This window comes from Promicromonospora sp. MEB111 (genome assembly GCF_030209445.1).
In the GTDB taxonomy this organism is placed as follows: Bacteria; Actinomycetota; Actinomycetes; order Actinomycetales; family Cellulomonadaceae; genus Promicromonospora.
In genome coordinates this window covers 125,913-151,956 of sequence record NZ_JARVSD010000008.1, presented here as the reverse complement: position 1 = coordinate 151,956, position 26,044 = coordinate 125,913, and the positions used below count along the sequence as shown (strand labels likewise).

Here is a 26,044-nt window from a genome sequence, read left to right as displayed (position 1 = left end):
CGCGCAAGTTTACGTGGACGGAGCGGCGCCCGCGTCGATCAGGTCCAGGTCCCGGGTCGCGTACCGGTGGTGGTGCCACTCCTCGGTGAGCACCACCCACACGCACTGGGCCGCGAGGAACGCCTCGGACTGGTCCATCCACGGCGGCGGCTCCGCCGGGCTGCCGGCCTGGTCGGGCGTGACGGTCGCGAGATAGTCCCGCACCTCACGCAGCCGGCTCCGGCGCACCTCCAGCACCTCCTCGTACGACGGCGTGGCGGCCGGGTCGATCCCGAGGCCCGGCGCCCCGGCGGCGAACCCGGAGTGGGGCACGCCGGCCGGCCAGAACACGTCGTCGCGACGGCCCTGCGCGCCCCAGCGCAGCCAGCCGTCGGTGCAGAACACGAGGTGCCGCAGGGTCTGGGCGAACGACCACTCGTCGTCGACCGAGACGTCCACCGTGCCCGGGGGCATCGACGCGACCCGCTCGACCGTGGCCTCCCACATGCGCTCGTACGCGTCCAGGGCCGTGCGAAGACCGGCGAGCGTGCGGTCCTGGAGCAGGGCGCGCTCCGGGTACCGCCGGTTCAGCTCCGCCTCGACCAGCGGCTCCACCTCGACGCCGTTGATGCGCAGGTCGTAGATCTCGCCGTCGATGTCGGCACCGGCCAGCTCCACCCCGCGCATCCGCACACCGTTCAGGGCGACCTCGCGGAACGAGGCGCCGCTCATGTCGGCGTCGCGCACGACGGCCCCGCGGAGGTCGGCGCCCTCGATGCCGTCGACGCGTCCTGTGATCTGGTTCATGCGGGCGACGCTACGCCGAGCCTCTGACATCCGGCCCGCGCGCCCCAGGCCTCAGGCCCAGGTCGCACGGGCCGGGCCCGGAACTCACGGGAACGACTGCACCTGCTGCAGCAGCTCCGGAAGCCGCCGGTCGTACACGCGGGCGCCGAACCGCACCGCCAGCACCAGGACCAGCACGCCGTACAGGACGCCGACCACGAGGGTGGCGACACCCCAGAGCACCCCGCCCAGCACCAGGGCCGCGATCCCCACCGCGAACACGGGAACCGACAGCCCCATGGTGACCACGAAGCCGATGCCCTGCGACACCATCGTGGCCACGGCCGCGCCCTGCGGGGACTTGAGCGGGCTCTCCCCCGGCTTCGCCACCGGGTACACGAGCCGGGCGGAGACCGCGCACGCCACGGCGGTGCTCACCAGCAGGGAGCCGAAGGCCAGTCCCAGCAGCGGCAGCGTGAGGTGCCAGGAATCGGCCACCCAGACCGACGCGATCACGGTGGCCGCGCTGACCACGGGTCCCACGGTGAGCATCGGGATGGCCCGGCCCCACCGGTCGGCCCGCCCGTCGACGCCGGAGGCGACGTGCAGCGCGAACGCCGTGTTGTCGTAGGCGATGTCGTTGGAGATGCTGAAGCCGAGGATCCAGGCCACGAACGGCCCCGTCGCGAGCAGCAGGAAGTAGTTGCCCGTGCTCTGGCCGGAGAAGTACATGATCACGGGCAGCAGCGGCACGATCGCGAGGGACCCCGAGTAGCGCGGGTCGCGCAGCCAGTACGTGGCGGTCCTGGCGGTCACGGCCCAGGTGGGCGAGAACGGGACCCGCCCGAACGCGCCGAGACCCTTCGCCCGGCCACCGCCGCCGTCACCGACGGGCGGGCGCTCCAGCGCGCGGGCGAGGGCGCGGTCCCAGACCAGCCAGCCCAGCACGATCGTCCCGAGCGCGACGGCGAGCCGTCCTGCCAGACCGGCCCAGTCGCCGTCGTGCGCGCTGCCCGCGAGCGCCCAGGCCGCGCCGAACGGCGTCCACCCCACGAAGCCGGCCGCCTGCTCGAAGACGGGCAGGAGCTGCATGCCGGTGCTGCTCTCGGGCTCCGCCTCCATGGACACCTCGACGCCGTTGGCGAGCCAGCCGATCAGCGGGCCGATCGACACCACCAGCACGAGTGCCACGAGCGTGACGACCTCGCGGTAGCGCCGGGACTCGAGCACGGGCGCCAGCAGCGTGGTGATGGCGCGGGAGCCGATGACGCAGGTCGCGACGCCGAGCGTCCCGCCGGCGAGCGCCACCAGGAGCGTGCCCGGCTCCAGCACCCAGGCGAACGAGGTGCCGAGGACGACCAGGACGGTCGCGATGCCGGGCACCGAGACCAGGCCGGCGACGGCCAGCCCGGCCACGAGGGTGCGCCGGGGGATCGCGAACGTGGCGAACCGGTGCGGGTCGAGCGTGGCGTCGACGCCGAACGCGAAGATCGGGATGATCCACCAGCCCAGGACGGTGAGGGCCCCGCCGAGCGTGATCGCCAGCCCGGCCCAGGCCGGGTCCTGCAGCACGCCGAGGCCCACGACGGCGACGACCACCAGAGCGACGATGCTGAGGGCGTACAGCGAGGCGACGACCAGCCCGATCGTCTGCCACACGCTCTTGCGGAACGTGTTGCCCATCAGCGTCAGCTTGAGGGTCAGGAACCGCGCAACCATGAGAGCCCCTCCGAGTGCTGGCGACCGCCGACGAGGTCGACGAACCGGTCCTCCAGGCTCTGCTCGCCGCGCACCTCGTCGACGGTGCCCGCGGCCAGGACCTGCCCCGCCGCCATCACCGCGACGTGGTCGCACATGCGCTGCACCAGGTCCATCACGTGGCTGGAGACGATCACGGTGCCGCCGCCCGACACGTAGTCCTTGAGGATGTCGCGGATGTTGGCCGCGCTCACCGGGTCCACCGCCTCGAACGGCTCGTCCAGGACGAGGGTGCGCGGAGCGTGGATCATGGCGCTGCCCAGCGCGATCTTCTTGGTCATGCCCGCGGAGTAGTCGACGACGAACGTGTCGGCGTCGGCGCCGAGGTCGAACGCCTGGAGCAGGTCGTTCGTGCGCTCGACGACGGTGGCCTTGTCCATGCCGCGCAGCATGCCGGCGTACGTGAGGAGCTGGCGGCCGGTCAGGCGGTCGAAGAGGCGGACGCCGTCCGGCAGGACGCCGAGGGTGGCCTTGGCCTCGTCGGGGCGTGCCCAGAGGTCCACGCCGTGCACCCAGGCGGTGCCGAAGTCCGGGCGCAGCAGTCCGGTGGCCATCGAGAGCATGGTGGTCTTGCCCGCGCCGTTGGGGCCGACCAGGCCGTAGAACGAGCCGCGCGGTACGTCGAGGCTGACGCCGGAGACGGCGATCTTCTGGCCGAACCGCTTCCAGAGGCCGCGGACGCTGAGCGCTGCCGACGGGTCGTACGGGGGCGGCTCCGGGGCGCCCTGCGGGCCGGCGCTTCCCGGCGGGCTCGGGTCGACTGGGGTCGTCATGGCAACCAACCTAGCCGGGACCTCCGACGCACCGGATCCGACGCGAGGATGAGTACGGGTGATAGATGGTCCGCCTCGGGTCGGACGACGCCACCTGCGGCGATACGGACACGATGTCCGGCGCATACCGGACGATCGGGGACGCTCGGGGTGTCGGCGTACAGGAGTGTCGGTGGGTCGTGGCAGCCTGTCGCACATGGACATCGCCGCAACGATCCTGCTGACCCTCGGCGCCCTCGTCGTCGGTGCGCTGCTGGGGTGGCTCGGGCACGCGCAGCGCAGCACGTCGGCCGTACGCGAGTCGGACCTGGAGGCCGTGCGTCTGCGCGCCCAGGTCGAGTCGGCCGAACGGCAGGTGGAGGCCGCGCGGGACCGCGCGGACGAGCAGATCGCCGACGCCCGGGAGCGCGCCGCCGAGCAGATCGCTGCCGCCCGCACCGAGCAGGAGCACGCGCGGCGGCAGTTCCAGGCGCTCGCCGGTGACGCGCTGGACGCCAACAGCAAGCGGTTCCTGGAGCTCGCGGAGGAGCGGCTCAAGCGGTCGGCGTCGGCCGGGGAGCAGGCCCTCGCTCAGCGCGAGCAGGCCGTGAAGTCTCTGGTGGACCCGCTGACCAAGGCCGTCGAGCTGGTGCGCAGCGAGGTGCTCCAGGCGGAGAAGGCCCGCATCGAGGGGCAGGGTGCCCTGGTCGAGCAGATGCGCAACGTCGCCGAGGTGTCGACCGACCTGCGCAACGGCACGGCGGACCTGGTCACGGCGCTGCGCTCGTCGCAGACCCGCGGCGCGTGGGGCGAGCTGCAGCTCCGCAAGGTCGTCGAGTCCGCGGGCATGATCAACCGCGTCGACTTCACCGAGCAGGCGCAGGTCACCACGGAGGACGGCATCCTCCGGCCGGACATGGTCATCAACCTCGCCGGCGGCAAGCGCGTCGTCGTGGACTCCAAGGTCGCGTTCCTGGGCTTCCTGGAGGCTCAGCAGTCGGACGACGCCGCGTACCGCGAGCAGCGCCTCGACGCGCACGTGCGGCACATGCGCAAGCACGTGGACGACCTGGCCGGCAAGAAGTACTGGAACCAGTTCGAGCCTGCGCCCGAGTTCGTCGTGATGTTCGTGCCGGCCGAGGCGTTCCTGTCGGCGTCCCTGGAGCGCGCCCCCGAGCTGCTGGAGTACGCGGCGCAGAAGAACGTCATCATCGCCACGCCCACCACGATGCTCGCGCTGCTGCGCACCGTCGCCTACGCCTGGCGGCAGGAGGCCCTCGCGGAGAACGCGCAGCGGGTGCTCACCGTCGGCAAGGAGCTGTACGCGCGCCTGGTCACCATGACCGGCCACGTCACCCGGACGGGCCGCGCGCTGGAGTCGGCGACCAAGAGCTACAACCAGATGATCGGTTCGCTGGAGCGCAACGTGCTCACCTCGGCCCGCCGGATGGTCGAGCTCGACGTGGTCGACCAGAAGGACAGCATCGAGGAGATTCGGGGCATCGAGGAGGTGCCTCGGCCGATCACGAAGCCCGAGCTGCTGGCCGCCGAGGAGGGCGGCGTCGTCGCGATCGACCGGGCACAGGACCAGGACGCCGCCGACGGGATCCTGGTGCAGGCGCTCGAGGTCACCGAGCTCGCGGTCACCGACAAGCGCGCGCTGGAAGCCGTCGAGGAGGCCGCCAAGAACGACGCCAAGGGCAGCGCGGCGGGCTGAGCCGCCGCGCCGCCCCGGCGCCAGGCCCTCAGGCCTGCGGGAGCTCCTTGCGGGACTCGCGGCGCGGGCGCTTGGTCTCCTCGCCCGCCGCCTTGAGCCCGGCGCGCAGCTCGCGCGGCAGCGAGAACATGAGGTCCTCGGTGGCCGTCCGCACCTCGTCGACGGTGCCGAAGCCGTGGTCCGCGAGGTGCGCGATGACGTCCTGCACCAGGATCTCCGGCACCGACGCGCCGGAGGTCACGCCGACGGTCGTGACGCCCTCCAGCCACTCGTCCTTGATCTCGGTCTTGCGGTCCACGCGGTAGGAGGCGGTGGCGCCCGACTGGAGCGCCACCTCGACCAGCCGCACCGAGTTGGACGAGTTCGCCGAGCCGACCACGATGACCAGGTCGCACTCGGGCGCCAGCTTCTTCACCGCGACCTGGCGGTTCTGCGTGGCGTAGCAGATGTCGTCGCTGGGCGGGTCCTGCAGGGACGGGAACTTCTCGCGCAGCCGACGGACGGTCTCCATGGTCTCGTCCACGGAGAGCGTGGTCTGCGAGATCCACACGACCTTGTCGGGATCGCGCACCACGACCTGGTCCACCTCGTCGGGCGAGTTGACGATCTGCACGTGCTCGGGCGCCTCGCCCGCCGTGCCCTCGACCTCCTCGTGACCGGTGTGCCCGATCAGCAGGATGTCGTAGTCGTCCTTGGCGAACCGCACGGCCTCCTTGTGCACCTTGGTGACCAGGGGGCAGGTCGCGTCGATGGTGTCGAGGCTCCGCGCCACGGCCGAGGCGCGCACGGCGGGCGACACGCCGTGGGCGGAGAACACGAGCCGGCTGCCCTCGGGCACCTCGTCGGTCTCGTTGACGAAGATCGCGCCGCGCTCGCGCAGGGTCTCCACCACGTGCTTGTTGTGCACGATCTCCTTGCGGACGTACACCGGTGCGCCGTACGTCTCCAGGGCCTTCTCGACGGCGACCACGGCGCGGTCCACGCCGGCGCAATAACCACGGGGTGCAGCCAGCAGGACGCGCTTCGTCTTGGTCCGGGCAGGACGCTCAGGGCTCGTGACACTCACGGGTTCAGTCTAGGGGCGGTGTGCGGAGGGCTTGTGTCGGTGGTGGGTGGCAGGGTTGGACACGTGACGGAACCCACCCAGCAGATCCTCCCGACCGAGCTCCCCGCCAAGGCGCTCGACACCACGCCCACCAGCCCCTGGCCGGTGCGCGTGCTCTCGGAGAAGATCAAGGGCTACATCGACAAGATGCCGCCGGTCTGGGTCGAGGGCCAGGTGGTGCAGTTCAACCTGCGGCCCGGTTCCGGCATGCAGTGGCTGACGCTCCGCGACACGGACGCCGACGCGTCCCTGCCCGTGACGATCTTCTCGCGCGTCCTGAGCACCCTGGCGCAGCCGCCGGCCGAGGGCGACCACGTGGTGGTGCACGCCAAGCCCGTCTTCTGGACCAAGCGCGGCACGCTGCAGATGCAGGCGAACGAGATCAAGGCCGTCGGCGTGGGCGAGCTGCTGGCCCGGATCGAGGCTCTGAAGAAGGTCCTCGCCGCGGAGGGCCTGTTCGACGCCTCCCGCAAGCGAGCCCTCCCGTTCCTGCCCGCCGTCGTCGGGCTGGTCTGCGGGCGGGAGTCCAAGGCAGAGCACGACGTCGTGGTCAACGCCCGGGCCCGCTGGCCCCAGGTGCGGTTCGAGATCCGTGAGGTCGCGGTGCAGGGCGTCAACGCCGTCCGCGAGGTGTCGAACGCCATCACCGAGCTCGACCAGGACCCCCGGGTCGACGTCATCGTGGTGGCGCGCGGCGGTGGCTCGGTCGAGGACCTCCTGCCGTTCAGCAACGAGTCGCTGGTGCGCGCGGTGTCCCAGGTCCGCACGCCCCTGGTCAGCGCGATCGGTCACGAGACCGACGCACCGCTGCTCGACCTGGTCGCCGACTACCGCGCCTCCACCCCCACCGACGCCGCCAAGCGCATCGTGCCCGACGTCTCGGAGGAGCGGCTCCGGCTGAACCAGGCCCGCACCCGGATGCGGGGCGCCGTCGCCGCCATGCTGGACCGCGAGCAGCGCGGGCTCGACGGCGTCCGCTCGCGTCCCGTCCTCGCGATGCCGCAGACGATGCTGGAGTCGCGCGAACGCGACGTCCTCCAGGCGATCCGGCACGGCCGGCACGCCCTCGACGCGCTGCTCCTGCGGGCGAGCGGCGAGATCGGCCGGCTCGGCGCCCAGGTCAGGGCGCTGTCGCCGGCCTCGACGCTGGAGCGCGGCTACGCCGTCGTGCAGCGTGCGGACGGCCACGTGGTGCGGCGTCCCGACGACGTGACGGTCGGTGCGGGCGTGCACGTGCGCCTGGCGCAGGGCGCCCTCGACGCGGAGGTCACCGCGACAATTCCCTAGGCACGAACGGTCGGAGAAGCGGACAGGACCTGTCCGCCTCTCCTGGAAAGGTAGCTGTCATGACCGAGAACACCGCACTCACCCCGTTCCGCATCGACATCCCCCAGGCCGATCTCGACGACCTGCACGACCGGCTCGCGCGCACGCGGCGGCCGGTCCCCGTCCCTGGCCGCGACGACCGCGCGGACTTCAGCCGCGGCATCCCGCAGGCATACCTCACGGAGCTCGCCGAGTACTGGCGCGACGGGTTCGACTGGCGCGCGCAGGAGGCGGCGCTCAACGCCTACGAGCAGTTCACGACGGTCGTCGACGGCCAGACGTTCCACGTCGTCCACGCGCGTTCGGCCAACCCGGACGCCACCCCGATCATCCTGAACCACGGCTGGCCGGGTTCGTTCGTCGAGTACCAGCGCCTGGTCCCGCTGCTCACCGACGAGTTCCACGTGGTGATCCCGTCGCTGCCCGGCTTCGGGTTCTCGACGCCCCTGTCCGGGACGGGCTGGGAGCTGGCCCGGACCACGGAGGCGTACGCCGAGATCATGACGCGGCTCGGCTACGAACGGTTCGCCGCGCACGGCACCGACATCGGCGCGGGCATCACGGGCCGCCTCGCGGCGCTCTACCCGGAGCGCGTCATCGGCACCCACGTGGGCAGCGACGGCCGGTCGCTCGGGATGGTCGGCGACAAGTTCCCGTACCCCGAGGGCCTGTCCGACGACGAGATCGCGCAGATCGACGCCGTCCGCGCCAAGGACGCGGCCGAGCGCGGCTACTTCGAGATGCAGAACCACCGCCCCGACACGATCGGCGCGGCCCTGGTTGACTCCCCCGTGGGCCAGCTCGCGTGGATCGCGGAGAAGTTCCAGACCTGGACCAACCCCGCCCGCCCGACGCCGGACGAGTCGGTCGACCGCGACCTGCTCCTCACCAACGTCAGCCTGTACTGGTTCACGCGCAGCGGCGCCTCCAGCGCGCAGTTCTACTACGAGTCCGAGCACTCCGGCCTCGACTGGCTCGCCCCCTCCGGCGTACCGGCCGGCTGGGTCGTGTTCGACACGCACCCGCTCATGCGCCGCGCGCTGGACCCGTGGAACGCCGTCAGCCACTGGAGCGAGCACGCCGAGGGCGGGCACTTCCCCGCGATGGAGGAGCCCGAGCTGCTCGCGGACGACATCCGCGACTTCTTCCGCAGCCTCGACTGACCCGGGCTCCGGCCGGGCCAGCCCCACGCACGGCAGAGCCGGGCGTGACCCTGACCACACCTCGCAGATAACATAGCATCGCTGTGTTATGTTTCGGGAGTTCGCGGAGACCGTGGAGAAGAAGGAGCAGGGCAATGACCGTCAAGCTGGTGCACCCCGAAGGCGTCAACCGGGTCGACGTCCACCACCAGGTGGCCGACACGCAGGGCTCGCGCACCATCTACCTGGCCGGGCAGGTGTCGTGGGACACCGCGGGCAACCTCGTGGGTCGTGACGACGTGGCCGCCCAGGCCGAGAAGGCCTACCTCAACATCGCGGCTGCGCTCGACGCGGTCGGGGCGACGGCGGCCGACCTGGCCAAGGTGACCGTCTACATCGTCGACCTCGACGCGGCCAAGGCCGAGCAGTTCGTCATCGGGCGTCAGCGAGCGGCGGCGGCGCTGGGCGTCGAGCTCCAGCAGCCGAGCACCTGGATCGGGGTCAGCTCGCTGGCCGCGCCGGGCTACCTGGTCGAGGTCGACGCCATCGCCGTGCTGCCCTGAGGCGGGCTCAGCGCGACCCAGCCGGCCTCGACCGAGCGCCGGCACACCGCGGGATCGTCGCCGGCCGCGACGATCACCGCGGTGAGCAGGGGGACGCCCGAGGCGAGGGTGCGCCGGGAGGTGACCCGACTGACAACCAGCGACACGATCCCGTGGCTGACGGTCCAGACGTCGTTGGCGAGCCGCTCGGGGTCGGCGTCCTCGGCGATGCGGCCCTCGTCGCGACAGCGCCGCGCGGCACGCACGAGGTAGCCGAGAGTCGACTCGGCCGCCTCGACGTCCTCGAGCTCGACGGTCGCGTCGAACATGACCCGGTAGAGGTCGGGGAACTCGAGTGCGTTGACCACATAGGCCGCCACCCCCGCCACGAGGTCCTCGACGGGGTCGTCGGGCACGACGAGGGTCTCGAACCGGGCCGCCAGCCGCGTGAAGCCCTCCTGGCGCAGCGCGCGCCACACACCGTCCATCCCGCCGAAGTAGGTGTAGACCGCCATCGTCGAGACCCCGGTCCCGTCGACGAGCGACCGCAGCGTGATGGGTTCGCGCTCGCGCAGCATCCGCGCCGCGCGCTCCAGGAGCTGCGTGCGCACCGCCGGATCCTTCTGCCTCGCCATGCGGGGATTCTATGGCATGGCGCTGCCATAAAAAGAGCGCCGCGCCCCTAGTCCCGGCGAGCCACGAACACCCACTCCAGACCCGGCCGGTCGGGCGCGTCCAGCACCTCCTCGACCGTGAACCCTGCGGCGGCCAGCGACGCCTCCACCTCGTCGCGCTCCCGGAACCGCAGGGTCGAGACCGAGGCGACCACGTCGCCGTCGGGCAGCAGGCCGGGCGGGAAGCGGTAGGTGTGCTGGAAGGTGACCAGCGGGAGCGTGACCTCCAGCAGCTCGGTCCAGGTCTCGACCTCGCCGACGCCGGGGATCGTGCGGCGGGCCGACCAGTTCTCGCGTGTCCAGCCGAGCCAGGCCTGGCGCGCGGGGACCCGGGTCTCGAACACGAGCACGCCACCGGGCCGGAGCGCGTCGTGGACCGCCGCGAGCGCCCGAGCCCAGTCGTCGTCGCCGGTGAAGACCTGCGCCACGTTGCCGGTCATCGTCGCCAGGTCGGCCGCGAGGCCCAGCCCCGCGACGGCGTCGGCCCCGCCCTCGACCCAGGTGACGTCCTCGGCGCCGGGCTTGCGGCGGGCGACCTCCAGGGACGCTGCGGCGGGGTCGACCCCCGTCACGTCCAGGCCGCGCGCGGCCAGCAGCAGGGCGAGCACGCCGGTGCCGCAGCCGACGTCGACCACGCTGCGGGCGCCCAGCCGCTCGGCGAGGCCGGCGTACAGGTCGAGGTCGCTGCGGTCGTCGTCGAAGGCGTCGTAGAGGCGCGCGAGGCGGGGGTCCACGAAGATCGGGTCGGGTGTGGTCATGGCAACAATGTTCACCTACCGTCGGACCCGGCCCAAGGTCATTCGGTCGCGTACGGTCGGGAGGGTATCGAGGCGCGCGACCGGACGAGACACCGGCCGTGCGCGAAGGACCGGTGTCTCCCCCGGGGAGATCTGCGCTACCCCAGGAGAGCACGATGACAGGCGATGTGGACACGCTCGATGACGCCGCTGAGGTCTTCGCGTCGGCCCGGCGACGGCTGTTCGGCATCGCGTACCGCATGCTCGGCTCGGCCGCGGAGGCCGAGGACGTGGTGCAGGAGACCTGGGTGCGGTGGCAGACGACGGACCGGTCGGTCGTCGTCAACCCGCAGGCGTTCCTGACGACCGCGGCGACCCGGCTGGCGATCAACGTGCTGCAGAGCGCGCGGTCGCGGCGCGAGACGTACGTCGGTCCGTGGCTGCCGGAGCCGGTGGACACGAGCGACGACCCGACGCTGGGTGCGGAGCGCGCCGAGGCCCTGGACGTCGCCGTGCTCGTGCTGCTCGAGAAGCTCTCCCCCACGGAGCGCGCCGCGTACGTGCTGCGCGAGGCGTTCGACTACGGATACCCGGAGATCGCCCAGATCGTGGGCGTCTCCCCCACCGCCACCCGCCAGCTCGTGAGCCGGGCCCGCAAGCACCTCGCCTCGGAGCGCAGGAACACGGTCAGCGACACGGCCCGGCGTGACCTGCTCGCCGCGTTCCTCGCCGCGGCCCGGGTGGGCGACGTCGCCCGGCTGGAGAAGCTGTTCGCCGAGGACGTCGTGACGCGTGCCGACAGCAACGGCCGGGCCAAGCACGTCGCCCGGGTCGCGGTCCAGGGCCGGAACAAGGTGGCCCGGGTCCTGTCGTCGTTCGCGGAGGCTTTCTGGGCGGGCATCACCACGCGGCCGATCGAGGTCAACGGCGCGGAGGGCTTCGCGATGGAGCGGGACGGCGCACTGGTGGGCGTCCTGTCCGTCACGGTGTCCGACGAGGGCGTGCAGGATCTGATGTGGCAGATGAACCCCGACAAGATGGCGCCGCTCCGGCGGGCCTGGGGAGACCAGGCCACGCCGGAGGCCGACGCCGGGGACACTACGCCTGAGCCGCCCGCCACTGGTCGTAGCTGACCTCGCCGAGCTGGGCCTCGCCGGCGGGGACGAGCTCGGCGTCCTTGAGCTCCGCCCCGAAGTAGGTGGCGCTCGGGTCGGCGCGCACCTCGCGGGGGTCGTCCTTGGTGGCGAGGTGCTTGCGCACGATCTCGTCGAACCCGAAGGTGTCCGGGCCGGCGATCTCGATGGTCGCGCCGAGCGGCGTGCCCGCGGCGGTCCGGCCGACGAACTTGGCGACGTCCGCCGAGGCGATCGGCTGGAAGCGGACGGGCGCGATGTGGACGACGCCGTCGACGGTCGCCGTGTCGGCGATCGAGGCGAGGAACTCGAAGAACTGCGTGGACCGGACGATCGACCAGCCCGAGCCGGAGGCCTTGACCAGGTCCTCCTGCACGATCTTGGCGCGCATGTAGCCGGAGTCGATGCCGTCGGCGCCCACGATCGAGAGGATCACGTGGTGCTGCACGCCGGCCTTCTTCTCCGCCTCGAGCAGGTTCGTCGTCGAGGTCCGGAAGAAGTTGGTGACGTCCTCCTCGGCGAACGACGGGGAGTTGCTGAGGTCGATCACCACCTGCGCGCCCTCGAGCACCTCGTCGAGACCCTCACCGGTCAGGGTGTTCACGCCGGTCTGCGGCGCGGCGGCGACCGCCTCGTGCCCGTGCGCCCGCAGATTGTTCACTACCTGGCTGCCGACGAGGCCCGTGCCGCCGATGACCACGATCTTCATGGTGTGCTCCTCAGTTTCGCGTCGTTCGCGCGACGGGCCCGGACGGCCCGTCACGTGTTCGACCGGATGCACCCCGGATCTGTGACACACGCGCCGCGGCAGGGCGCTCCGACCCGGTTGCTACGGTTCGCACGTGGCGACCATCCGACACGTCCTGTTCGACGCCGACGGCGTGCTCCAGCAGATCCGCGGCGGCTTCTACACCGCGGCGGAGGCGCTGCTGGGCGACCACGCGCGCGCCGTCCTGGACACCGCGTCCGACCGCGAGCGACCGCTCCTGGGCAGCGACGAGGACTTTCTGCCGGTGCTCGCACAGGTGCTGCGGGAGCAGGGACTCGACGTCGCCGCGAGCGACCTGTACGCGGCGGTGTGGCAGAACACCGAGCCGTCGGCGTCGTCGTTCGACCTGGTGCGACGCCTGCGTGCGGCCGGCTACGGGGTGCACCTCGGGACCAACCAGGTGCGCCGGCGGGCCGAGTACCTGCGCGCCGTGCTCGGGTACGACGAGCTGTTCGACGTCAGCCTGTACTCGTGCGACCTCGGCGTCGCGAAGCCCGACCCCGGTTTCTTCGAGAAGGCCGCCACCCGGATCGGGGCAGAGCCCGCCGAGATCCTGTTCGTCGACGACCACCCGGCCAATGTCGAGGGAGCGCGGTCCACGGGCATGGCCGCCGTGCACTGGTGCCTGGACGAGGGCCACGCCGTGCTCGTGGACCGGCTCGCCGAGCACGGCGTGCGCCCGGCGGACTAGCGCTCCCGCTCGACCCGCCGCTCGTCCCACACGGGCTCCGGGGTCTCGCGCACCATGCCGTCCGAACCGAAGACCAGGTACCGGTCGAACGACCGCGCGAACCAGCGGTCGTGGGTCACGGCCAGCACCGTCCCGTCGAAGGACTCCAGGCCCTCCTGCAGCGCCTCGGCCGACTCCAGGTCGAGGTTGTCGGTGGGCTCGTCGAGCAGCAGCGCGGTCGAGCCCGCGAGCTCGAGCAGGAGGATCTGGAACCGGGCCTGCTGGCCGCCCGACAGCCGGTCGAACGGCCGGTCGGCCGCCACGGTGAGCTCGTAGCGCCGCAGCCGCGCCATCGCCTTGCCCTTGTCCTGCGCGTGGTCCTCCCACAGGATGTCGAGCAGCGCGCGGCCGAACAGCTCGGGGTGGGCGTGCGTCTGCGCGAAGTGGCCCGCGACCACCCGCGCCCCGAGCTTCCACGAGCCCGTGTGGGCCACGTCGCCGCCCGCGAGCAGCCGCAGGAAGTGGGACTTGCCCGACCCGTTGGAGCCCAGCACCGCGACCCGCTCGCCGTAGAAGATCTCCAGGTCGAAGGGCTTCATGAGCCCGGTGAGCTCCAGCCCCTCGCAGGTCACGGCCCGCAGGCCGGTGCGCCCGCCGCGCAGGTGCATCGTGATGTCCTGCTCGCGCGGCGGCTCGGGCGGCGGGCCGACCTCCTCGAACTTGCGCAGGCGGGTCTGCGCCGCCCGGTAGCGCGAGGCCATGTCGGGGCTGCTCGCGGCCTGGTTCCGCAGGGTCAGCACGAGCTTCTTGAGCTGCGCGTGCTTCTCGTCCCAGCGCCGGCGCAGCTCCTCGAACCGCGCGAACCGCTCGCGCCGTGCCTCGTGGAACGTGGCGAACCCGCCGCCGTGCACCCAGGCGTCGGCCCCGGCCGGACCCGGCTCCAGCGACACGATGCGGTCGGCCACCGTGGAGAGCAGCTCGCGGTCGTGCGAGACGAACAGGACGGTCTTGCGGGTGGCCTTGAGCTGCTCCTCCAGCCACCGCTTGCCCGGCACGTCCAGGTAGTTGTCCGGCTCGTCGAGCAGCAGCACCTCGTCGGTGCCGCGCAGCAGCGCCTCCAGCACGAGCCGCTTCTGCTCGCCGCCCGACATGGTCCGCACCTCGCGGAACTGGGCGCGGTCGTAGGGCACGCCCAGCGCGGCCATGGTGCACACGTCCCACAGCGTCTCGGCCTCGTAGCCGCGCACCTCGGCCCAGTCCGACAGGGCCTGTGCGTACGCCATCTGCGCGTCCTCGTCGTCCACGGTGAGCATCGCGTGCTCGGCCTCGTCGACCGCTCGCGCCGCCTGCTGCAGCCGCGCGTCCGACACGGAGACCAGCAGGTCGCGCACCGTGGTCTCGTCGCGCACCGAGCCGACGAACTGGCGCATCACGCCGAGCCCGCCGCTGACGACCACGGAGCCGCCGTGCGGCTCCAGCTCACCGGTGATGAGACGCAGGAGCGTCGTCTTGCCCGCGCCGTTCGGGCCCACGATCGCCGTCGCGCTGCCCTCGCCCACGCGGAACGAGACGTCCCCCAGGAGGGTCCGGCCGTCCGGCAGGTGGCACTCGGCGTGCGCGACTTCAAGATGACCCATGGGTCACCATGGTCCGATGCCGGACCGGCCGGGACCAAACTGATTCCGGTCCGCCCGTCGGACGTCGGACCTGTCGGCCGTCGAACCTGTGGACAGCGGACCCCGGATGTCGGCGGTGTGCTGTTGACTGTTCCCCGTGAGTACAGATGCTGTGACCGATGCAGGCGAGCCGGTGAAGACCCCCGACGTCGCCTCCCTCAGCTACGAGCAGGCCCGCGACGAGCTCGTGCAGGTCGTCGGCCGGCTGGAGGCCGGCGGCGAGCCGCTGGAGGCGTCCCTCGCGCTCTGGGAGCGCGGTGAGGCCCTGGCCGCCCGCTGCCAGGAGTGGCTCGACGGCGCCCGGGAGCGCCTCGCCGCCGCGCAGAACGCGTCGACGGCCGCGGCCGACTCGCCGGAGGACGCCGAGTGAGCGCGCACGTGCTCGCCGTGGGCGAGGCCCTGGTGGACGAGGTGCGCCGGCCCGACGGCACCTCGGCCGAGCACCCCGGCGGCAGCATCGCCAACGTGGCGCTCACGCTGGGTCGCCTGGGCCGGGAGGTCCGGCTCGCGACGTGGCTCGGGTCCGACGCGCGAGGCGACCTCGTGCGCGGCTGGCTCGCGGAGTCCCAGGTGGGGCTCGTCGAGGGCAGCGACGGCGCGGAGCGCACCAGCGTCGCGGTGGCCACGCTGGACGACGGCGGCTCGGCCGGCTACGACTTCGACCTCACCTGGCAGGTGCCCGCGAGAGCGCTGCAGGACGCCGGGGCCGGCGACGCGCTCGCCGTCCACACCGGCTCGATCGCGGCGATGCTGGAGCCGGGCGCCGCACAGGTGCGGCAGGTGCTGGAGGCCGCGCGGGCCAGGTCGACCACGACCTACGACCCGAACGCCCGGCCCGCCATCATGGGCCCGGCCGACGAGGTGCGCCCGCGCGTCGAGGCGCTCGTGCAGCTCTCGGACGTGGTCAAGGTGAGCGACGAGGACCTGGCCTGGCTCTACCCGGGCACCGACCCGGTGGCCGTCGCCCGGGACTGGCAGCGCGGCACGCCCGCGCTGGTGGTCGTCACCTTCGGCGGCAAGGGCGCCGTGGCCGTGTCCGACGCCGGGGAGGTCGAGGCCGTGGCGCCGAGCGTCGAGGTGGTCGACACCGTGGGTGCCGGCGACTCGTTCATGGGCGCCCTGATCGACGGCCTGTGGGAGCACGACCTGCTGGGTGCCGCCCGGCGGGACGCCCTGAACGCGGTCGACGCGGACACGGTGCGGCGGCTCCTGGACCGCTGCGTCGCCGTCGCCGCGATCACCGTCTCCCGGGCGGGTGCCAACCCGCCGCGTCGCGAGGAGGTCGGCCTGTGAGCACCACCCAGAACCCGGATCAGCTCAGCCCCAGCGAGGCCTGGAAGCGGCTGCGCGAGGGCAACGACCGGTTCGTCGCGGACGCCCCCGCGCACCCCTCGCAGAACGCGGACCGGCGGCGTGAGCTGCAGGCCGCGCAGCACCCGCACACCGTGATCTTCGGCTGCTCGGACTCGCGCGTGGCCGCGGAGATCATCTTCGACCAGGGCCTGGGCGACGTGTTCGTGGTGCGCACCGCGGGACACGTCGTGGACACCACCGTGGTCGGCTCGATCGAGTACGGCGTCGAGGTGCTCGGCGCGTCGCTCGTGGTGGTGCTGGGGCACGACTCGTGCGGCGCGGTCGCCGCCGCCGCCCACACGCTCGCCACCGGCGAGCAGCCGCCCGGGTTCGTACGCGCCGTCGTGGACCGGGTGATCCCGTCCATCGCGAGCATCACGTCGGGCGACCCCGCCCAGGCCATGGCCGCACTGTCCGACCAGGACGTGCTGCGCCGCGAGCACGTGAAGCACACGGTCGGGATGCTGCACGGCTACTCGGCCGCGCTGGCCCGCGCGGTCGAGGAGGGCCGGTGCGCCGTCGTCGGCCTGGAGTACGACCTCGCCGTCGGCAGCGCGCGCATGGTCGACGTGATCGGCGAGGTCGGCGAACGGCCCTGACCGACGGGCGACCGGAAGGGCTCGGGCGGGCCGGGGTGACACGAGTCACGCGCTGGGATGCGTCACCCGCCCGAGCCTGCGGCACGATAGACCCATGACTGCTGACACCGTCGTCTCGTCGGGCTCGACCGAGCCCGGCGACACCAACGCCGCATACCGCATCGAGCACGACACCATGGGCGAGGTCCGCGTCCCCGCGAACGCCCTGTACCGAGCGCAGACGCAGCGTGCCGTCGAGAACTTCCCGATCTCCGGCACCCCGCTGGAGCGCGCCCACATCGAGGCGCTCGCCCGGGTGAAGAAGGCCGCCGCCACCGCCAACGCGGAGCTCGGGGTGCTCGACCAGGACATCGCCGACGCCATCGTCGCCGCGGCCGACGAGGTCGCCTCCGGCAAGCACGACGGCCACTTCCCGGTCGACGTCTACCAGACCGGCTCGGGCACGTCGTCGAACATGAACACCAACGAGGTGCTCGCGACGCTCGCCACGGCCTCGCTCGGCAAGGACGTGCACCCGAACGACCACGTCAACGCGTCGCAGTCCTCGAACGATGTGTTCCCCACGTCGGTGCACGTCGCCGCGACGTCGGGCGTGGTCAACGACCTGATCCCCGCGCTGACCCACCTGGCCGACGCGCTGCGGACCAAGTCCGACGAGTACGCCACCGTCGTGAAGTCCGGCCGCACGCACCTGATGGACGCCACCCCGGTCACCCTCGGCCAGGAGTTCGGCGGGTACGCCGCCGCGATCCGCTACGGCGTGGAGCGCCTGCAGTCCGCGCTGCCGCGCGCCGCGGAGGTCCCGCTGGGCGGCACCGCCGTGGGCACCGGTATCAACACCCCCGCCGGGTTCCCGCAGCGGGTCATCGCGCTGCTCGCGCAGGACACGGGCCTGCCGCTGACCGAGGCGCGCGACCACTTCGAGGCGCAGTCCGCCCGGGACGGCCTGGTCGAGCTGTCGGGCGCGCTGCGCACCATCGCGGTCTCCGTGACCAAGATCTGCAACGACCTCCGCTGGATGGGCTCCGGCCCCAACACCGGCCTGGGCGAGATCGCGCTGCCCGACCTGCAGCCGGGCTCCTCGATCATGCCGGGCAAGGTCAACCCGGTCATCCCCGAGGCCGTGCTCATGGTGTGCGCGCGCGTCATCGGCAACGACGCCACCGTGACGTGGGCCGGTGCGAGCGGCTCCTTCGAGCTCAACGTGCAGATCCCGGTGATCGCGCAGGGCGTGCTGGAGTCGATCCGCCTGCTCTCGAACGCGTCGCGCGTGCTGGCGGACAAGACGATCGTGGGCATCACCGCCAACGTCGAGCGCGCCCGCGCGCTGGCCGAGTCGTCGCCGTCGATCGTCACGCCGCTCAACCGCGCGATCGGCTACGAGGCCGCCGCCAAGGTGGCCAAGCACGCGGTGAAGCAGGGCATCACGGTGCGCCAGGCCGTGGTCGACCTCGGCTTCGTCGAGCGCGGCGAGGTCACCGAGGAGCAGCTCGACACGGCCCTCGACGTGCTGTCGATGACGCGGCCGCCGCAGGCCTGAGCCGTTCGGTACGCGCGAAGGAGGGCCGCTTCCAGGACGGAAGCGGCCCTCTTCGTGTCAGTACGGCGGGGTCGTCAGGCGACCGGGGTGCCCTCGGCGGCCGGGATCGCGGCGGCCTCGGCCTCCGCGTTCTCCTTGGTGGCCGAGATGATGACGGCGGCGGCGACCGCGGCACCGACGGTGGCGACGGCCGCGACCGAGGCCGCGATGGCGACCTGCGTGGCGACCGTGGCGACGCCCCACTCGCTGCCGGCGATCTCCTCGGCGCGGTCCTGGGCGGCCTTGCGCTGCTCCTTGCCGACCAGGCCGGAGATCAGGCCCGAGCCGTGCAGCAGGGAGATCAGGGTCGCGGTGCGCTCGTCGGGCTCCGCGCCCTCCACGAGGACCTTGGTGAGGTTGGCGCGCAGCGCGGTCTCGTGGCTCGAGTCGGCGGCCGGCCAGCGGGTCACGGGGAGCATGCGGAAGAGCTTGGACTCCTCCTTCTCCAGGATGCCCCGCTCGACGAGCGCGGCCAGGAGGTTCTCCTCGGCGTCCTTGGAGATCGCCTCGACGACCTTCCGCGCGGGAGCGTCGGGCGTGGCGAGCACGGACTGCAGAGCGGCGTCCAGGGCGACGTGGCCCACGGGGCTGTTGTCAGTGACGATGATCGTGGCGTCACCGGCCTTCTCGCGCTCCTCCTTGGTGGCACCGGCCTCGGGCGCACCCCGCAGCAGGGTCTTGCGCGCGTCGGAGAGGTCGGCCAGGAGCGCACCGGCGAGGCGAACACCCAGGTTGTCGACGTTGGCGGTCTTGCCCGTCTCGTCGTCGACGGCGAGCAGCAGGAAGTCTTCGGCAATCAGCATGGGGCAGATGCTATATCCGACAAGCGAGACACGCCCCGATTGAACCAGTGGCCGAGAACCTCATCCTGATCCATGACTATGGTTAGCCTTACCTAAGGTGCTATCCTCGCAGAGCACGCAGGAGAGGCGGTCCACCGGACATGCGGGGCTGGGGGGTTCCGTCCGGCCGGCCCGCCTCTCCAGTGCCAGAAGTTCCGAAGGAACCGGACGCCCAGGTCATTTGCGGTGACCTGGGCGTCCGGCATCTCCGAGCACGGGCGTCCGGCGGGACGTCAGACCTCCAGCCGCTCCAGCATGTCGGTCACCAGCGCCGCCACCGGCGAACGCTCCGACCGGGTCAGGGTCACGTGCGCGAACAGCGGGTGCCCCTTGAGCGCCTCGATCACGGCCGCGACGCCGTCGTGCCGCCCCACCCGCAGGTTGTCGCGCTGCGCGACGTCGTGGGTGAGCACCACGCGCGAGCTCTGGCCGATGCGCGACAGCACCGTGAGCAGCACGTTGCGCTCCAGGGACTGTGCCTCGTCCACGATCACGAACGAGTCGTGCAGCGAGCGCCCGCGGATGTGCGTGAGCGGCAGCACCTCGAGCATGTCGCGGGCGATGACCTCCTCGACGACGTCGGGCGAGACCAGCGCGCCAAGCGTGTCGTACACGGCCTGCGACCAGGGGTTCATCTTCTCGGACTCGGAACCGGGCAGGTAGCCCAGCTCCTGCCCGCCCACCGCGTACAGCGGCCGGAAGACGAGCACTTTGCGGTGCTGCTGCCGCTCCAGCACGGACTCCAGGCCGGCGCACAGGGCGAGCGCCGACTTGCCCGTACCGGCCCGGCCGCCGAGCGAGACGATGCCGATCTCCTCGTCGAGGAGCAGGTCGATGGCGACGCGCTGCTCGGCCGAGCGACCGTGCACGCCGAACACCTCCTGGTCGCCGCGGACCAGCCGCACCTTCTTGTCCGGCGTCACCCGGCCGAGCGCGGAACCGCCCGGCGAGTGCACGACCATGCCCGTGTGCACCAGGAGCGGCGAGGCCGCCTCGACCGTCGCGGGGTCCAGGGCCGCGATCTCGACGGAGTCGTTCTCCCAGAGGGCGCCCATCTGCTCGTCCGAGAGGTCGATCTCGCGCATCCCGGTCCAGCCGGAGTCCACCGCGAGCTCGGCCCGGTACTCCTCGGCCTGCAGGCCCACGGCGGACGCCTTGACCCGCATGGGCAGGTCCTTGGAGACGACGGTGACGCTGCTGCCCTCGGCCGCCAGGTTGGCGGCCACGGCCAGGATGCGCGTGTCGTTGTCGCCCAGCCGGAAGCCGGCGGGCAGGACCGAGGGGTCGATGTGGTTGAGCTCCACCCGGAGCGTGCCGCCCGTCTCCCCCACGGGAACCGGTGAGTCGAGCCGGCCGTGCTGCACGCGCAGCTCGTCCAGCATCCGCAGGGCGCTCCGGGCGAAGTACCCGAGCTCGGCGTGGTGGCGCTTGGCCTCCAGCTCCGTGACCACGACGATCGGGAGTACGACGTCGTGCTCCGCGAACCGCAACATCGCCTTCGGGTCACTCAACAGCACTGACGTGTCGATGACGAAGGTCCTGCGTTCGTCACCTGCCGCGCCGGCAGCGGCGTCGGCACTCTGGTCGGACGGACGGGTGGTGTGTGCGGAATGGCTCACTGCGGTTCTCCCTCCGGCGCCGAAACGCCGTGACAGCCTCGTCGCTACCTGGCGGGTACCGCCTGTCGGCGGAACCGACCCGGTCGAACCGGGGCTGGTGGATGGGCCGAGCGACCGACTCGGTGCGCCGCGTCGTGGCGCAGAGCCGGGGCCGGCCCTTCTCCACGGAGCGAGCACTCCATAGGTTGGCCTCCCGAAGGGGCGACTGGGTGCCGTCCCTGAGGTGGAAACTACGCTCACTGCCATCCCGTGACCAGACCCTCGCCCCGGCGGGTCGCAAGTTGTCACGAACTGTTCACATGGTGGCAATAGCTTGATTTTTCCTCCAAGGAATAGCAAAACTCGCAGAGAGGCGCGCCCAGGCGGCAGGATGGTCACATGGCTTCCTTCGCCGTCCTGCTCCGAGCCGTGAACATCGGACCCGGCCTGCGCGTGTCGTCGGCGGACCTGCGCGGAGCCGCCGACGACGCGGGCCTCGCCGACGCCCGCACGCTGCTGAACAGCGGCAATCTCGTGGTGACGCCCGGGAGCTCCGGGGCCGGGAGCGCCGCCGACGTCGCCCGGCTGGTCGAGGAGCGGCTCGCGGAGCGCGTGGGACAGGACGTGTCCGCCGTCGGGCTGAGCGCGGAGCAGCTCGACGCCATCGCCGCGGCCAACCCGTTCCCGGCCGCGGCCCGGGACGACCCGTCCCACCTGCAGGTGCACGTCCCGTTCGGCGACCTCGACGAGGCGGGCATCGCCAGGCTCGACCTGGCCAGCCCCGGCCGGGAGATGCTCGCGACGGCGGCGGGCGTGCTGTACGTGCACTACGTGGACGGGATCGGCCGGTCCAAGCTCACGCCGAAGGTCATCGACCGGGCGGTCGGCGCACCGACCACGGCCCGCAACTGGAACACGATCACCAAGCTGCGCGCCGCCTGCGCCGGGCTGGCCTCCAGGTAGTCCCCGGCCCCGGCCCGGTAGGATGAGGCCCTGGGAGTGCCGGGAAGTCTGGTCGGCGTGGACCGGGTCGACCGGTCCGTGTCAGCCGACCCCGCACCCGAGAGGACGACCGTTGACCGGTACCGCCCCAGCCCCCACCCGAGCCCAGCGCCTGCGCACCTGGCTGTCCCGCGAGACGACCGGCGGGGCGCTCCTGATCGGGGCCGCGTTCCTCGCGCTGCTGTGGGCCAACTCCCCCTGGCGCGCGTCCTACCAGGCGCTGTCCGACGCCGTCGTGGGGCCCGCCGCGATCGGCCCGATCCCGGTCCACCTCGACCTGTCCCTCTCCACCTGGGCCGCCGACGGGCTGCTCGCGGTCTTCTTCTTCGTGGTGGGCGTGGAGCTCAAGCAGGAGTTCGTCGCCGGGAGCCTGCGCAACCCCCGGGAGGCCGGCGTCCCGATGATCGCCGCCGTGGGCGGCATGGCCGTGCCCGCGCTGATCTACGTCGGCACCCTGCTGCTGCTCGACGAGCCCGGGGCGCTGCGGGGCTGGGCCATCCCCACTGCGACCGACATCGCGTTCGCCGTGGGCGTGCTGGCGATCTTCGGCCGCGGCCTGCCCGTGGCGATCCGGACCTTCCTGCTCACCCTGGCCGTGGTGGACGACCTCCTGGCGATCGTGGTCATCGCGATCTTCTACACGAGCGAGATCCACTGGCTGCCGCTGCTCGGCACGCTCGTCTGCGCCGGGCTGTTCGGCTGGCACGTGCGCTCCCGCACGCCCCGGTGGTTCGTGCTGCTGCCGCTCGCCCTGGTGGCCTGGGCCCTCATGCACGCGTCCGGCGTGCATGCGACGATCGCCGGCGTGCTGCTGGGCTTCACCGTCCCGGCGGTCGCGCTGCACGGCGAGGCGACGTCGCGCACCACGCGGTACGAGCACCAGATCAGGCCGTTCTCGTCAGGCTTCGCCCTCCCCGTGTTCGCGTTCTTCGCCGCGGGCGTCTCGCTCGTCGACGGCGCGGGGCCCGGCGCCGTGATCGGCCAGCCGGTCGTCGCGGCGATCGCCGCCGGCCTCGTCGTGGGCAAGCTCGTGGGGGTGCTGGGCACCACCGCGCTGGTCACCCGGCTCACGCCGCTGCGCCTGCCCGACGGGATCGGCGTGCGCGACCTGCTGCCGGTGGGGCTCCTGGCCGGCATCGGTTTTACCGTATCCCTGCTGATCAGCGAGCTGTCGTTCGGCGACTCGGAGCACACCGACGGCGCCAAGATCGCGATCCTGGGCTCGTCGGTGCTGGCGGCGATCCTCGGCGCGATCGCGCTGCGCCGGGACGCCCGGCACTCCAGGACGTCGGACATGAACCTCGACGGCCGCCCGGACGACGTGCACGACTACATCGGCGACGCGAAGGACCGCGAGACCCACTGACCCCTGCCCGACCACCCCACTGACTCGGCAGGGCGGATACGCCGAGTCAGCAGGCTGGTCCGACCACCCCACTGACTCGGCAGGGTGCGTACGCCGAGTCAGTGGGTTGGTCGGCCGGTCAGACCTCCAGCAGGAGCGCCTCGCCCTGCCCGCCGCCACCGCACAGGCCGACGGCGGCGCGGCCACCACCACGGCGGGCCAGCTCGTGCGCCGCGTGCACCGCGATGCGCGCGCCGGACGCCCCCACGGGGTGCCCCAGCGCGATGCCGCCGCCGTGCACGTTGACGATGTCCAGCGATACGCCCAGGGCCTGCGCCGAGACCCCGACCACCACGGCGAACGCCTCGTTGATCTCCACGAGATCGAGGTCGGCAGCCGTCCAGCCCTCGCGCTCCAGCGCCTGGCCGATCGCCCGGGCAGGCTGGGAGTGCAGCGAGTTGTCCGGCCCGGCCACCTGACCGTGCGCGCGGACCGTCGCGAGCACCGGCACACCGGCTGCCTCGGCCCGGCCACGCGTGGTGAGCACGAGCGCGGCCGCGCCGTCGGAGATCTGCGAGGAGTTGCCCGCCGTCAGCGTCCCGTCGCTCTTGAACGCGGGGCGAAGCCGCGCGAGCGACTCCGGCGTGGTGTCGGGGCGCACGCCCTCGTCGGTGCGGACCTCGACCGGCTCACCGCGCCGCTGCGGCACTGAGACCGGCGCCAGCTCGGCCTCGAACACGCCGTCCTTGGCCGCCGCGGCGGCCCGCTGGTGCGAGGCGGCCGCGATCGCGTCCTGCTCCTCGCGCGACACGAACACCGCGCCGGAGTTGTGGTCCTCCGTCGAGATGCCCATCGAGACGTCGTCGAACGCATCCGTCAGGGCGTCGTGCGCCACGGAGTCGACCAGCTCCGCCGACCCGTAGCCGAACCCGGAACGCGCGCCGGCCAGCAGGTGCGGGGCGTTGGTCATGGACTCCTGGCCGCCCACCAGCACCACGGACGCCTCGCCCGTGCGCAGCATCCGGGCGCCGTCGATGATCGACGTCAGCCCCGACAGGCACACCTTGTTCACCGTCACGGCCTGCACGTCCCAGGACACGCCGGCGGCCACCGCCGTCTGCCGGGCCGGGTTCTGCCCCGCGCCCGCCTGGATCACCTGGCCCAGGACCACCTTGTCGACGTCGGCCGCGAGCGCGCCGGCGCCCTCCAGCGCCTTGCGCGCCGCCACGGCGCCCAGCTCGACCGCGCTCAGCGCGGACAGCGAACCCTTCAGCCGCCCCTGCGGCGTCCGCGCCGCCGAGACGATCACCACGTCGTCGGCGCTGTGTGTCGCGCCCGGACCCGTGGCGCCCGGACCGGTGCTCGTGGCACCCGTCGGAGCAGCAAATGCGTCACTCATGAGACCTCCTTTGGCCGTTCTTCCCAGCGTATCCCCCGGATTCACCGACGAGCTCAGCGGTCGCGCGCGAGCTCAGCCCGCCGAACCCACCAGCTCCACCGTGAGCTCCGGCTCCGTCTTCTCCACGACCTCCTCGGCCGTGACCCCCGGCGCGAGCTCGCGGAGCACCAGCCCGGACGGCGTCACGTCGAGCACCGCCAGGTCGGTGATGATCCGGTTGACGACGCCCTTGCCGGTCAGCGGCAGCGAGCACTCGCGCAGGATCTTGGGCGACCCGTCGCGCGCCACGTGCTCCATGAGCACGATGACGCGGCCCGCGCCGTGCACCAGGTCCATGGCGCCGCCCATGCCCTTGACCATCTTGCCGGGGATCATCCAGTTGGCCAGGTCCCCCGTGGCCGAGACCTGCATGCCGCCCAGGATCGCGGCGTCGATCTTGCCGCCGCGGATCATGCCGAACGACGTCGCCGAGTCGAAGATCGACGAGCCCGGCAGCAGCGTCACCGTCTCCTTGCCCGCGTTGATGAGGTCCGGGTCCACGGCGTCCTCCGTGGGGTACGGCCCCACGCCGAGGATGCCGTTCTCGGACTGGAGCACCAGGTGCCGGTCGTCCGGCACGTAGTTGGGCACGAGCGTCGGCAGCCCGATGCCCAGGTTCACGTACATGCCGTCCTGCAGCTCGCGCGCGGCGCGCGCGGCCATCTCCTGTCGGGTCAGTGCCATGGTTCAGCCCTCCTCGCCCGACGACGCCGCGGCGGGCTCCGTCACGGTCCGGCGCTCGATGCGCTTCTCGATGTCGGTGCCGACGTGCACCACCCGGTGCACGTAGACGCCCGGCAGGTGCACGGTGTCCGGGTCGATCTCCCCCGGCTCCACGAGCTCCTCGACCTGGGCGATGCAGATGCGCCCCGCCATCGCGGCGAGCGGCGAGAAGTTGCGCGCCGACTTGTTGAACACGAGGTTCCCGTGCCGGTCGCCGCGCAGGGCGTGCACCAGCGCGAAGTCGGTGCTGATCGACTCCTCCAGCACGTACTCGGCGTCGTCCGCACCGAACGTGCGCACCTCCTTGGGCGGGGAGGCGATCGCCACGCCGCCGGAGCCGTCGTACCTGCGCGGGAGGCCGCCGTCGGCGACCTGGGTGCCCACGCCCGTACGCGTGAAGAAGGCCGCGATGCCCGCGCCGCCGGCGCGGAGCTTCTCGGCGAGCGTGCCCTGCGGGGTGAGCTCCAGCTCGAGCTCGCCCGAGAGGAACTGCCGCTCGAACTCCTTGTTCTCCCCCACGTACGAGCTGGTCATCTTCGCGATCCGCTGGGCGTTCAGCAGCACGCCGAGGCCCCAGTCGTCGACGCCGCAGTTGTTGCTCACCACGGACAGGCCGCTGGTGCCCTGCGCCAGCAGCGCCTCGATCAGTGCGATCGGGTTGCCGCACAGCCCGAACCCGCCCACGGCGAGCGAGGCGCCGTCGGGGATGTCGGCCACCGCCTCGGCCGCGCTCGCGACCACCTTGTCGAACCCGGTGCGTGCCACAGTCATCGTTGACTCCTTCATCAGGTCAGTACCG

The 26,044-nt window shown here is 72.3% G+C and carries 25 protein-coding genes; 12 read left to right on the top strand and 13 right to left on the bottom strand.

The window, feature by feature from the left end:
- Positions 1-9 precede the first annotated feature (9 nt).
- The 3 genes from QRN56_RS09565 to QRN56_RS09555 form a co-directional block, all read right to left on the bottom strand.
- Positions 10-786, bottom strand: a complete 777-nt coding sequence (locus QRN56_RS09565) for a DinB family protein (RefSeq protein ID WP_285102672.1) — start codon at positions 784-786, stop codon at positions 10-12.
- An 84-nt stretch (positions 787-870) separates the two neighbouring features.
- Positions 871-2,484, bottom strand: a complete 1,614-nt coding sequence (locus QRN56_RS09560; RefSeq protein WP_285102671.1) for a hypothetical protein — start codon at positions 2,482-2,484, stop codon at positions 871-873.
- Entirely contained in the window at positions 2,466-3,296 is an 831-nt protein-coding gene (locus QRN56_RS09555) for an ABC transporter ATP-binding protein (RefSeq protein WP_285102670.1), read from the bottom strand. Before QRN56_RS09555 ends, QRN56_RS09560 begins: the two co-directional genes overlap by 19 nt.
- Before the next feature lie 196 nt (positions 3,297-3,492).
- Here QRN56_RS09555 and rmuC point away from each other — a divergent pair, with 196 nt between their 5' ends.
- Positions 3,493-4,992 (top strand): DNA recombination protein RmuC, encoded by a 1,500-nt coding sequence (gene rmuC / locus QRN56_RS09550; RefSeq protein ID WP_285102668.1) that lies wholly within the window; start codon positions 3,493-3,495, stop codon positions 4,990-4,992.
- A 28-nt stretch (positions 4,993-5,020) separates the two neighbouring features.
- Here the strand turns inward: rmuC and QRN56_RS09545 are convergent, their stop codons facing one another.
- Positions 5,021-6,058 (bottom strand): 4-hydroxy-3-methylbut-2-enyl diphosphate reductase, encoded by a 1,038-nt coding sequence (locus QRN56_RS09545; protein ID WP_285102667.1) that lies wholly within the window; start codon positions 6,056-6,058, stop codon positions 5,021-5,023.
- A gap of 63 nt (positions 6,059-6,121) precedes the next feature.
- Here QRN56_RS09545 and xseA point away from each other — a divergent pair, with 63 nt between their 5' ends.
- The 3 genes from xseA to QRN56_RS09530 all read left to right on the top strand — a co-directional run bounded on the left by xseA (position 6,122) and on the right by QRN56_RS09530 (position 9,128).
- Positions 6,122-7,384, top strand: coding sequence for an exodeoxyribonuclease VII large subunit (xseA, locus tag QRN56_RS09540; RefSeq protein WP_285102665.1), 1,263 nt, complete (start codon positions 6,122-6,124; stop codon positions 7,382-7,384).
- 59 nt (positions 7,385-7,443) lie between these two features.
- The gene (locus tag QRN56_RS09535) at positions 7,444-8,586 is read left to right on the top strand and encodes an epoxide hydrolase family protein (RefSeq protein WP_285102663.1); all 1,143 of its coding nucleotides are present in this window, start codon (positions 7,444-7,446) and stop codon (positions 8,584-8,586) included.
- 134 nt (positions 8,587-8,720) lie between these two features.
- A complete protein-coding gene (locus QRN56_RS09530) occupies positions 8,721-9,128 on the top strand; it encodes a RidA family protein (protein WP_285102661.1) in 408 nt (135 codons plus the stop codon).
- Here the strand turns inward: QRN56_RS09530 and QRN56_RS09525 are convergent.
- The gene (locus QRN56_RS09525; RefSeq protein WP_285102659.1) at positions 9,089-9,742 is read right to left on the bottom strand and encodes a TetR/AcrR family transcriptional regulator; all 654 of its coding nucleotides are present in this window, start codon (positions 9,740-9,742) and stop codon (positions 9,089-9,091) included. The two genes, QRN56_RS09530 and QRN56_RS09525, sit on opposite strands and share 40 nt — an antisense overlap.
- A 47-nt stretch (positions 9,743-9,789) precedes the next feature.
- Positions 9,790-10,539 carry a class I SAM-dependent methyltransferase gene (locus QRN56_RS09520; protein WP_285102657.1) on the bottom strand — a complete coding sequence of 250 codons (750 nt, stop codon included), beginning with the start codon at positions 10,537-10,539 and terminating at the stop codon, positions 9,790-9,792.
- A gap of 155 nt (positions 10,540-10,694) precedes the next feature.
- Between QRN56_RS09520 and QRN56_RS09515 the strand changes: the two genes are divergently transcribed.
- Positions 10,695-11,651 carry an RNA polymerase sigma-70 factor gene (locus QRN56_RS09515; RefSeq protein WP_285102655.1) on the top strand — a complete coding sequence of 319 codons (957 nt, stop codon included), beginning with the start codon at positions 10,695-10,697 and terminating at the stop codon, positions 11,649-11,651.
- Here the strand turns inward: QRN56_RS09515 and QRN56_RS09510 are convergent.
- Complete coding sequence (locus QRN56_RS09510) at positions 11,617-12,360, bottom strand: SDR family oxidoreductase (protein ID WP_285102653.1); 744 nt, start codon at positions 12,358-12,360, stop codon at positions 11,617-11,619. The two genes, QRN56_RS09515 and QRN56_RS09510, sit on opposite strands and share 35 nt — an antisense overlap.
- A 133-nt stretch (positions 12,361-12,493) precedes the next feature.
- On the opposite strand from QRN56_RS09510, the gene QRN56_RS09505 reads away from it, so the two are divergent.
- Complete coding sequence (locus tag QRN56_RS09505; protein WP_285102651.1) at positions 12,494-13,111, top strand: HAD family hydrolase; 618 nt, start codon at positions 12,494-12,496, stop codon at positions 13,109-13,111.
- Here the strand turns inward: QRN56_RS09505 and QRN56_RS09500 are convergent.
- Positions 13,108-14,727: an ABC-F family ATP-binding cassette domain-containing protein gene (locus tag QRN56_RS09500; RefSeq protein WP_285102650.1), complete on the bottom strand. Its 1,620-nt coding sequence runs from the start codon at positions 14,725-14,727 to the stop codon at positions 13,108-13,110. The genes QRN56_RS09505 and QRN56_RS09500 overlap by 4 nt on opposite strands.
- 136 nt (positions 14,728-14,863) lie before the next feature.
- Here QRN56_RS09500 and QRN56_RS09495 point away from each other — a divergent pair, with 136 nt between their 5' ends.
- The 4 genes from QRN56_RS09495 to QRN56_RS09480 all read left to right on the top strand — a co-directional run bounded on the left by QRN56_RS09495 (position 14,864) and on the right by QRN56_RS09480 (position 18,258).
- On the top strand, positions 14,864-15,136 hold the full coding sequence (locus QRN56_RS09495; protein ID WP_285102649.1) for an exodeoxyribonuclease VII small subunit: 273 nt from the start codon (positions 14,864-14,866) through the stop codon (positions 15,134-15,136).
- Positions 15,133-16,059 carry a carbohydrate kinase family protein gene (locus tag QRN56_RS09490; RefSeq protein ID WP_285102648.1) on the top strand — a complete coding sequence of 309 codons (927 nt, stop codon included), beginning with the start codon at positions 15,133-15,135 and terminating at the stop codon, positions 16,057-16,059. The genes QRN56_RS09495 and QRN56_RS09490 overlap by 4 nt, the downstream gene beginning before the upstream one ends.
- Positions 16,056-16,718: a carbonic anhydrase gene (locus QRN56_RS09485; RefSeq protein WP_285102647.1), complete on the top strand. Its 663-nt coding sequence runs from the start codon at positions 16,056-16,058 to the stop codon at positions 16,716-16,718. Before QRN56_RS09490 ends, QRN56_RS09485 begins: the two co-directional genes overlap by 4 nt.
- Before the next feature lie 94 nt (positions 16,719-16,812).
- Complete coding sequence (locus tag QRN56_RS09480; protein ID WP_285102646.1) at positions 16,813-18,258, top strand: class II fumarate hydratase; 1,446 nt, start codon at positions 16,813-16,815, stop codon at positions 18,256-18,258.
- A gap of 74 nt (positions 18,259-18,332) precedes the next feature.
- Here QRN56_RS09480 and QRN56_RS09475 read toward each other — a convergent pair whose 3' ends face one another.
- Positions 18,333-19,100, bottom strand: coding sequence for a GOLPH3/VPS74 family protein (locus QRN56_RS09475; protein WP_285102644.1), 768 nt, complete (start codon positions 19,098-19,100; stop codon positions 18,333-18,335).
- Positions 19,101-19,372: 272 nt separating this feature from the next.
- Entirely contained in the window at positions 19,373-20,632 is a 1,260-nt protein-coding gene (gene phoH2 / locus QRN56_RS09470; RefSeq protein WP_502928785.1) for an RNA 5'-3' helicase PhoH2, read from the bottom strand.
- A 504-nt stretch (positions 20,633-21,136) separates the two neighbouring features.
- Here phoH2 and QRN56_RS09465 point away from each other — a divergent pair.
- Together QRN56_RS09465 and nhaA are read left to right on the top strand one after the other, a co-directional pair.
- The gene (locus QRN56_RS09465; RefSeq protein ID WP_285102642.1) at positions 21,137-21,700 is read left to right on the top strand and encodes a DUF1697 domain-containing protein; all 564 of its coding nucleotides are present in this window, start codon (positions 21,137-21,139) and stop codon (positions 21,698-21,700) included.
- Between the two features lie 112 nt (positions 21,701-21,812).
- Positions 21,813-23,105, top strand: a complete 1,293-nt coding sequence (gene nhaA, locus QRN56_RS09460; RefSeq protein ID WP_285102640.1) for a Na+/H+ antiporter NhaA — start codon at positions 21,813-21,815, stop codon at positions 23,103-23,105.
- Positions 23,106-23,223: 118 nt separating this feature from the next.
- Here nhaA and QRN56_RS09455 read toward each other — a convergent pair whose 3' ends face one another.
- The 3 genes from QRN56_RS09455 to QRN56_RS09445 all read right to left on the bottom strand — a co-directional run bounded on the left by QRN56_RS09455 (position 23,224) and on the right by QRN56_RS09445 (position 26,016).
- Positions 23,224-24,483: an acetyl-CoA C-acyltransferase gene (locus QRN56_RS09455; RefSeq protein ID WP_502928776.1), complete on the bottom strand. Its 1,260-nt coding sequence runs from the start codon at positions 24,481-24,483 to the stop codon at positions 23,224-23,226.
- A 72-nt stretch (positions 24,484-24,555) separates the two neighbouring features.
- The gene (locus tag QRN56_RS09450) at positions 24,556-25,206 is read right to left on the bottom strand and encodes a CoA transferase subunit B (RefSeq protein WP_285102638.1); all 651 of its coding nucleotides are present in this window, start codon (positions 25,204-25,206) and stop codon (positions 24,556-24,558) included.
- Positions 25,207-25,209: 3 nt separating this feature from the next.
- Complete coding sequence (locus QRN56_RS09445) at positions 25,210-26,016, bottom strand: CoA transferase subunit A (RefSeq protein WP_285102636.1); 807 nt, start codon at positions 26,014-26,016, stop codon at positions 25,210-25,212.
- Positions 26,017-26,044: the final 28 nt, after the last annotated feature.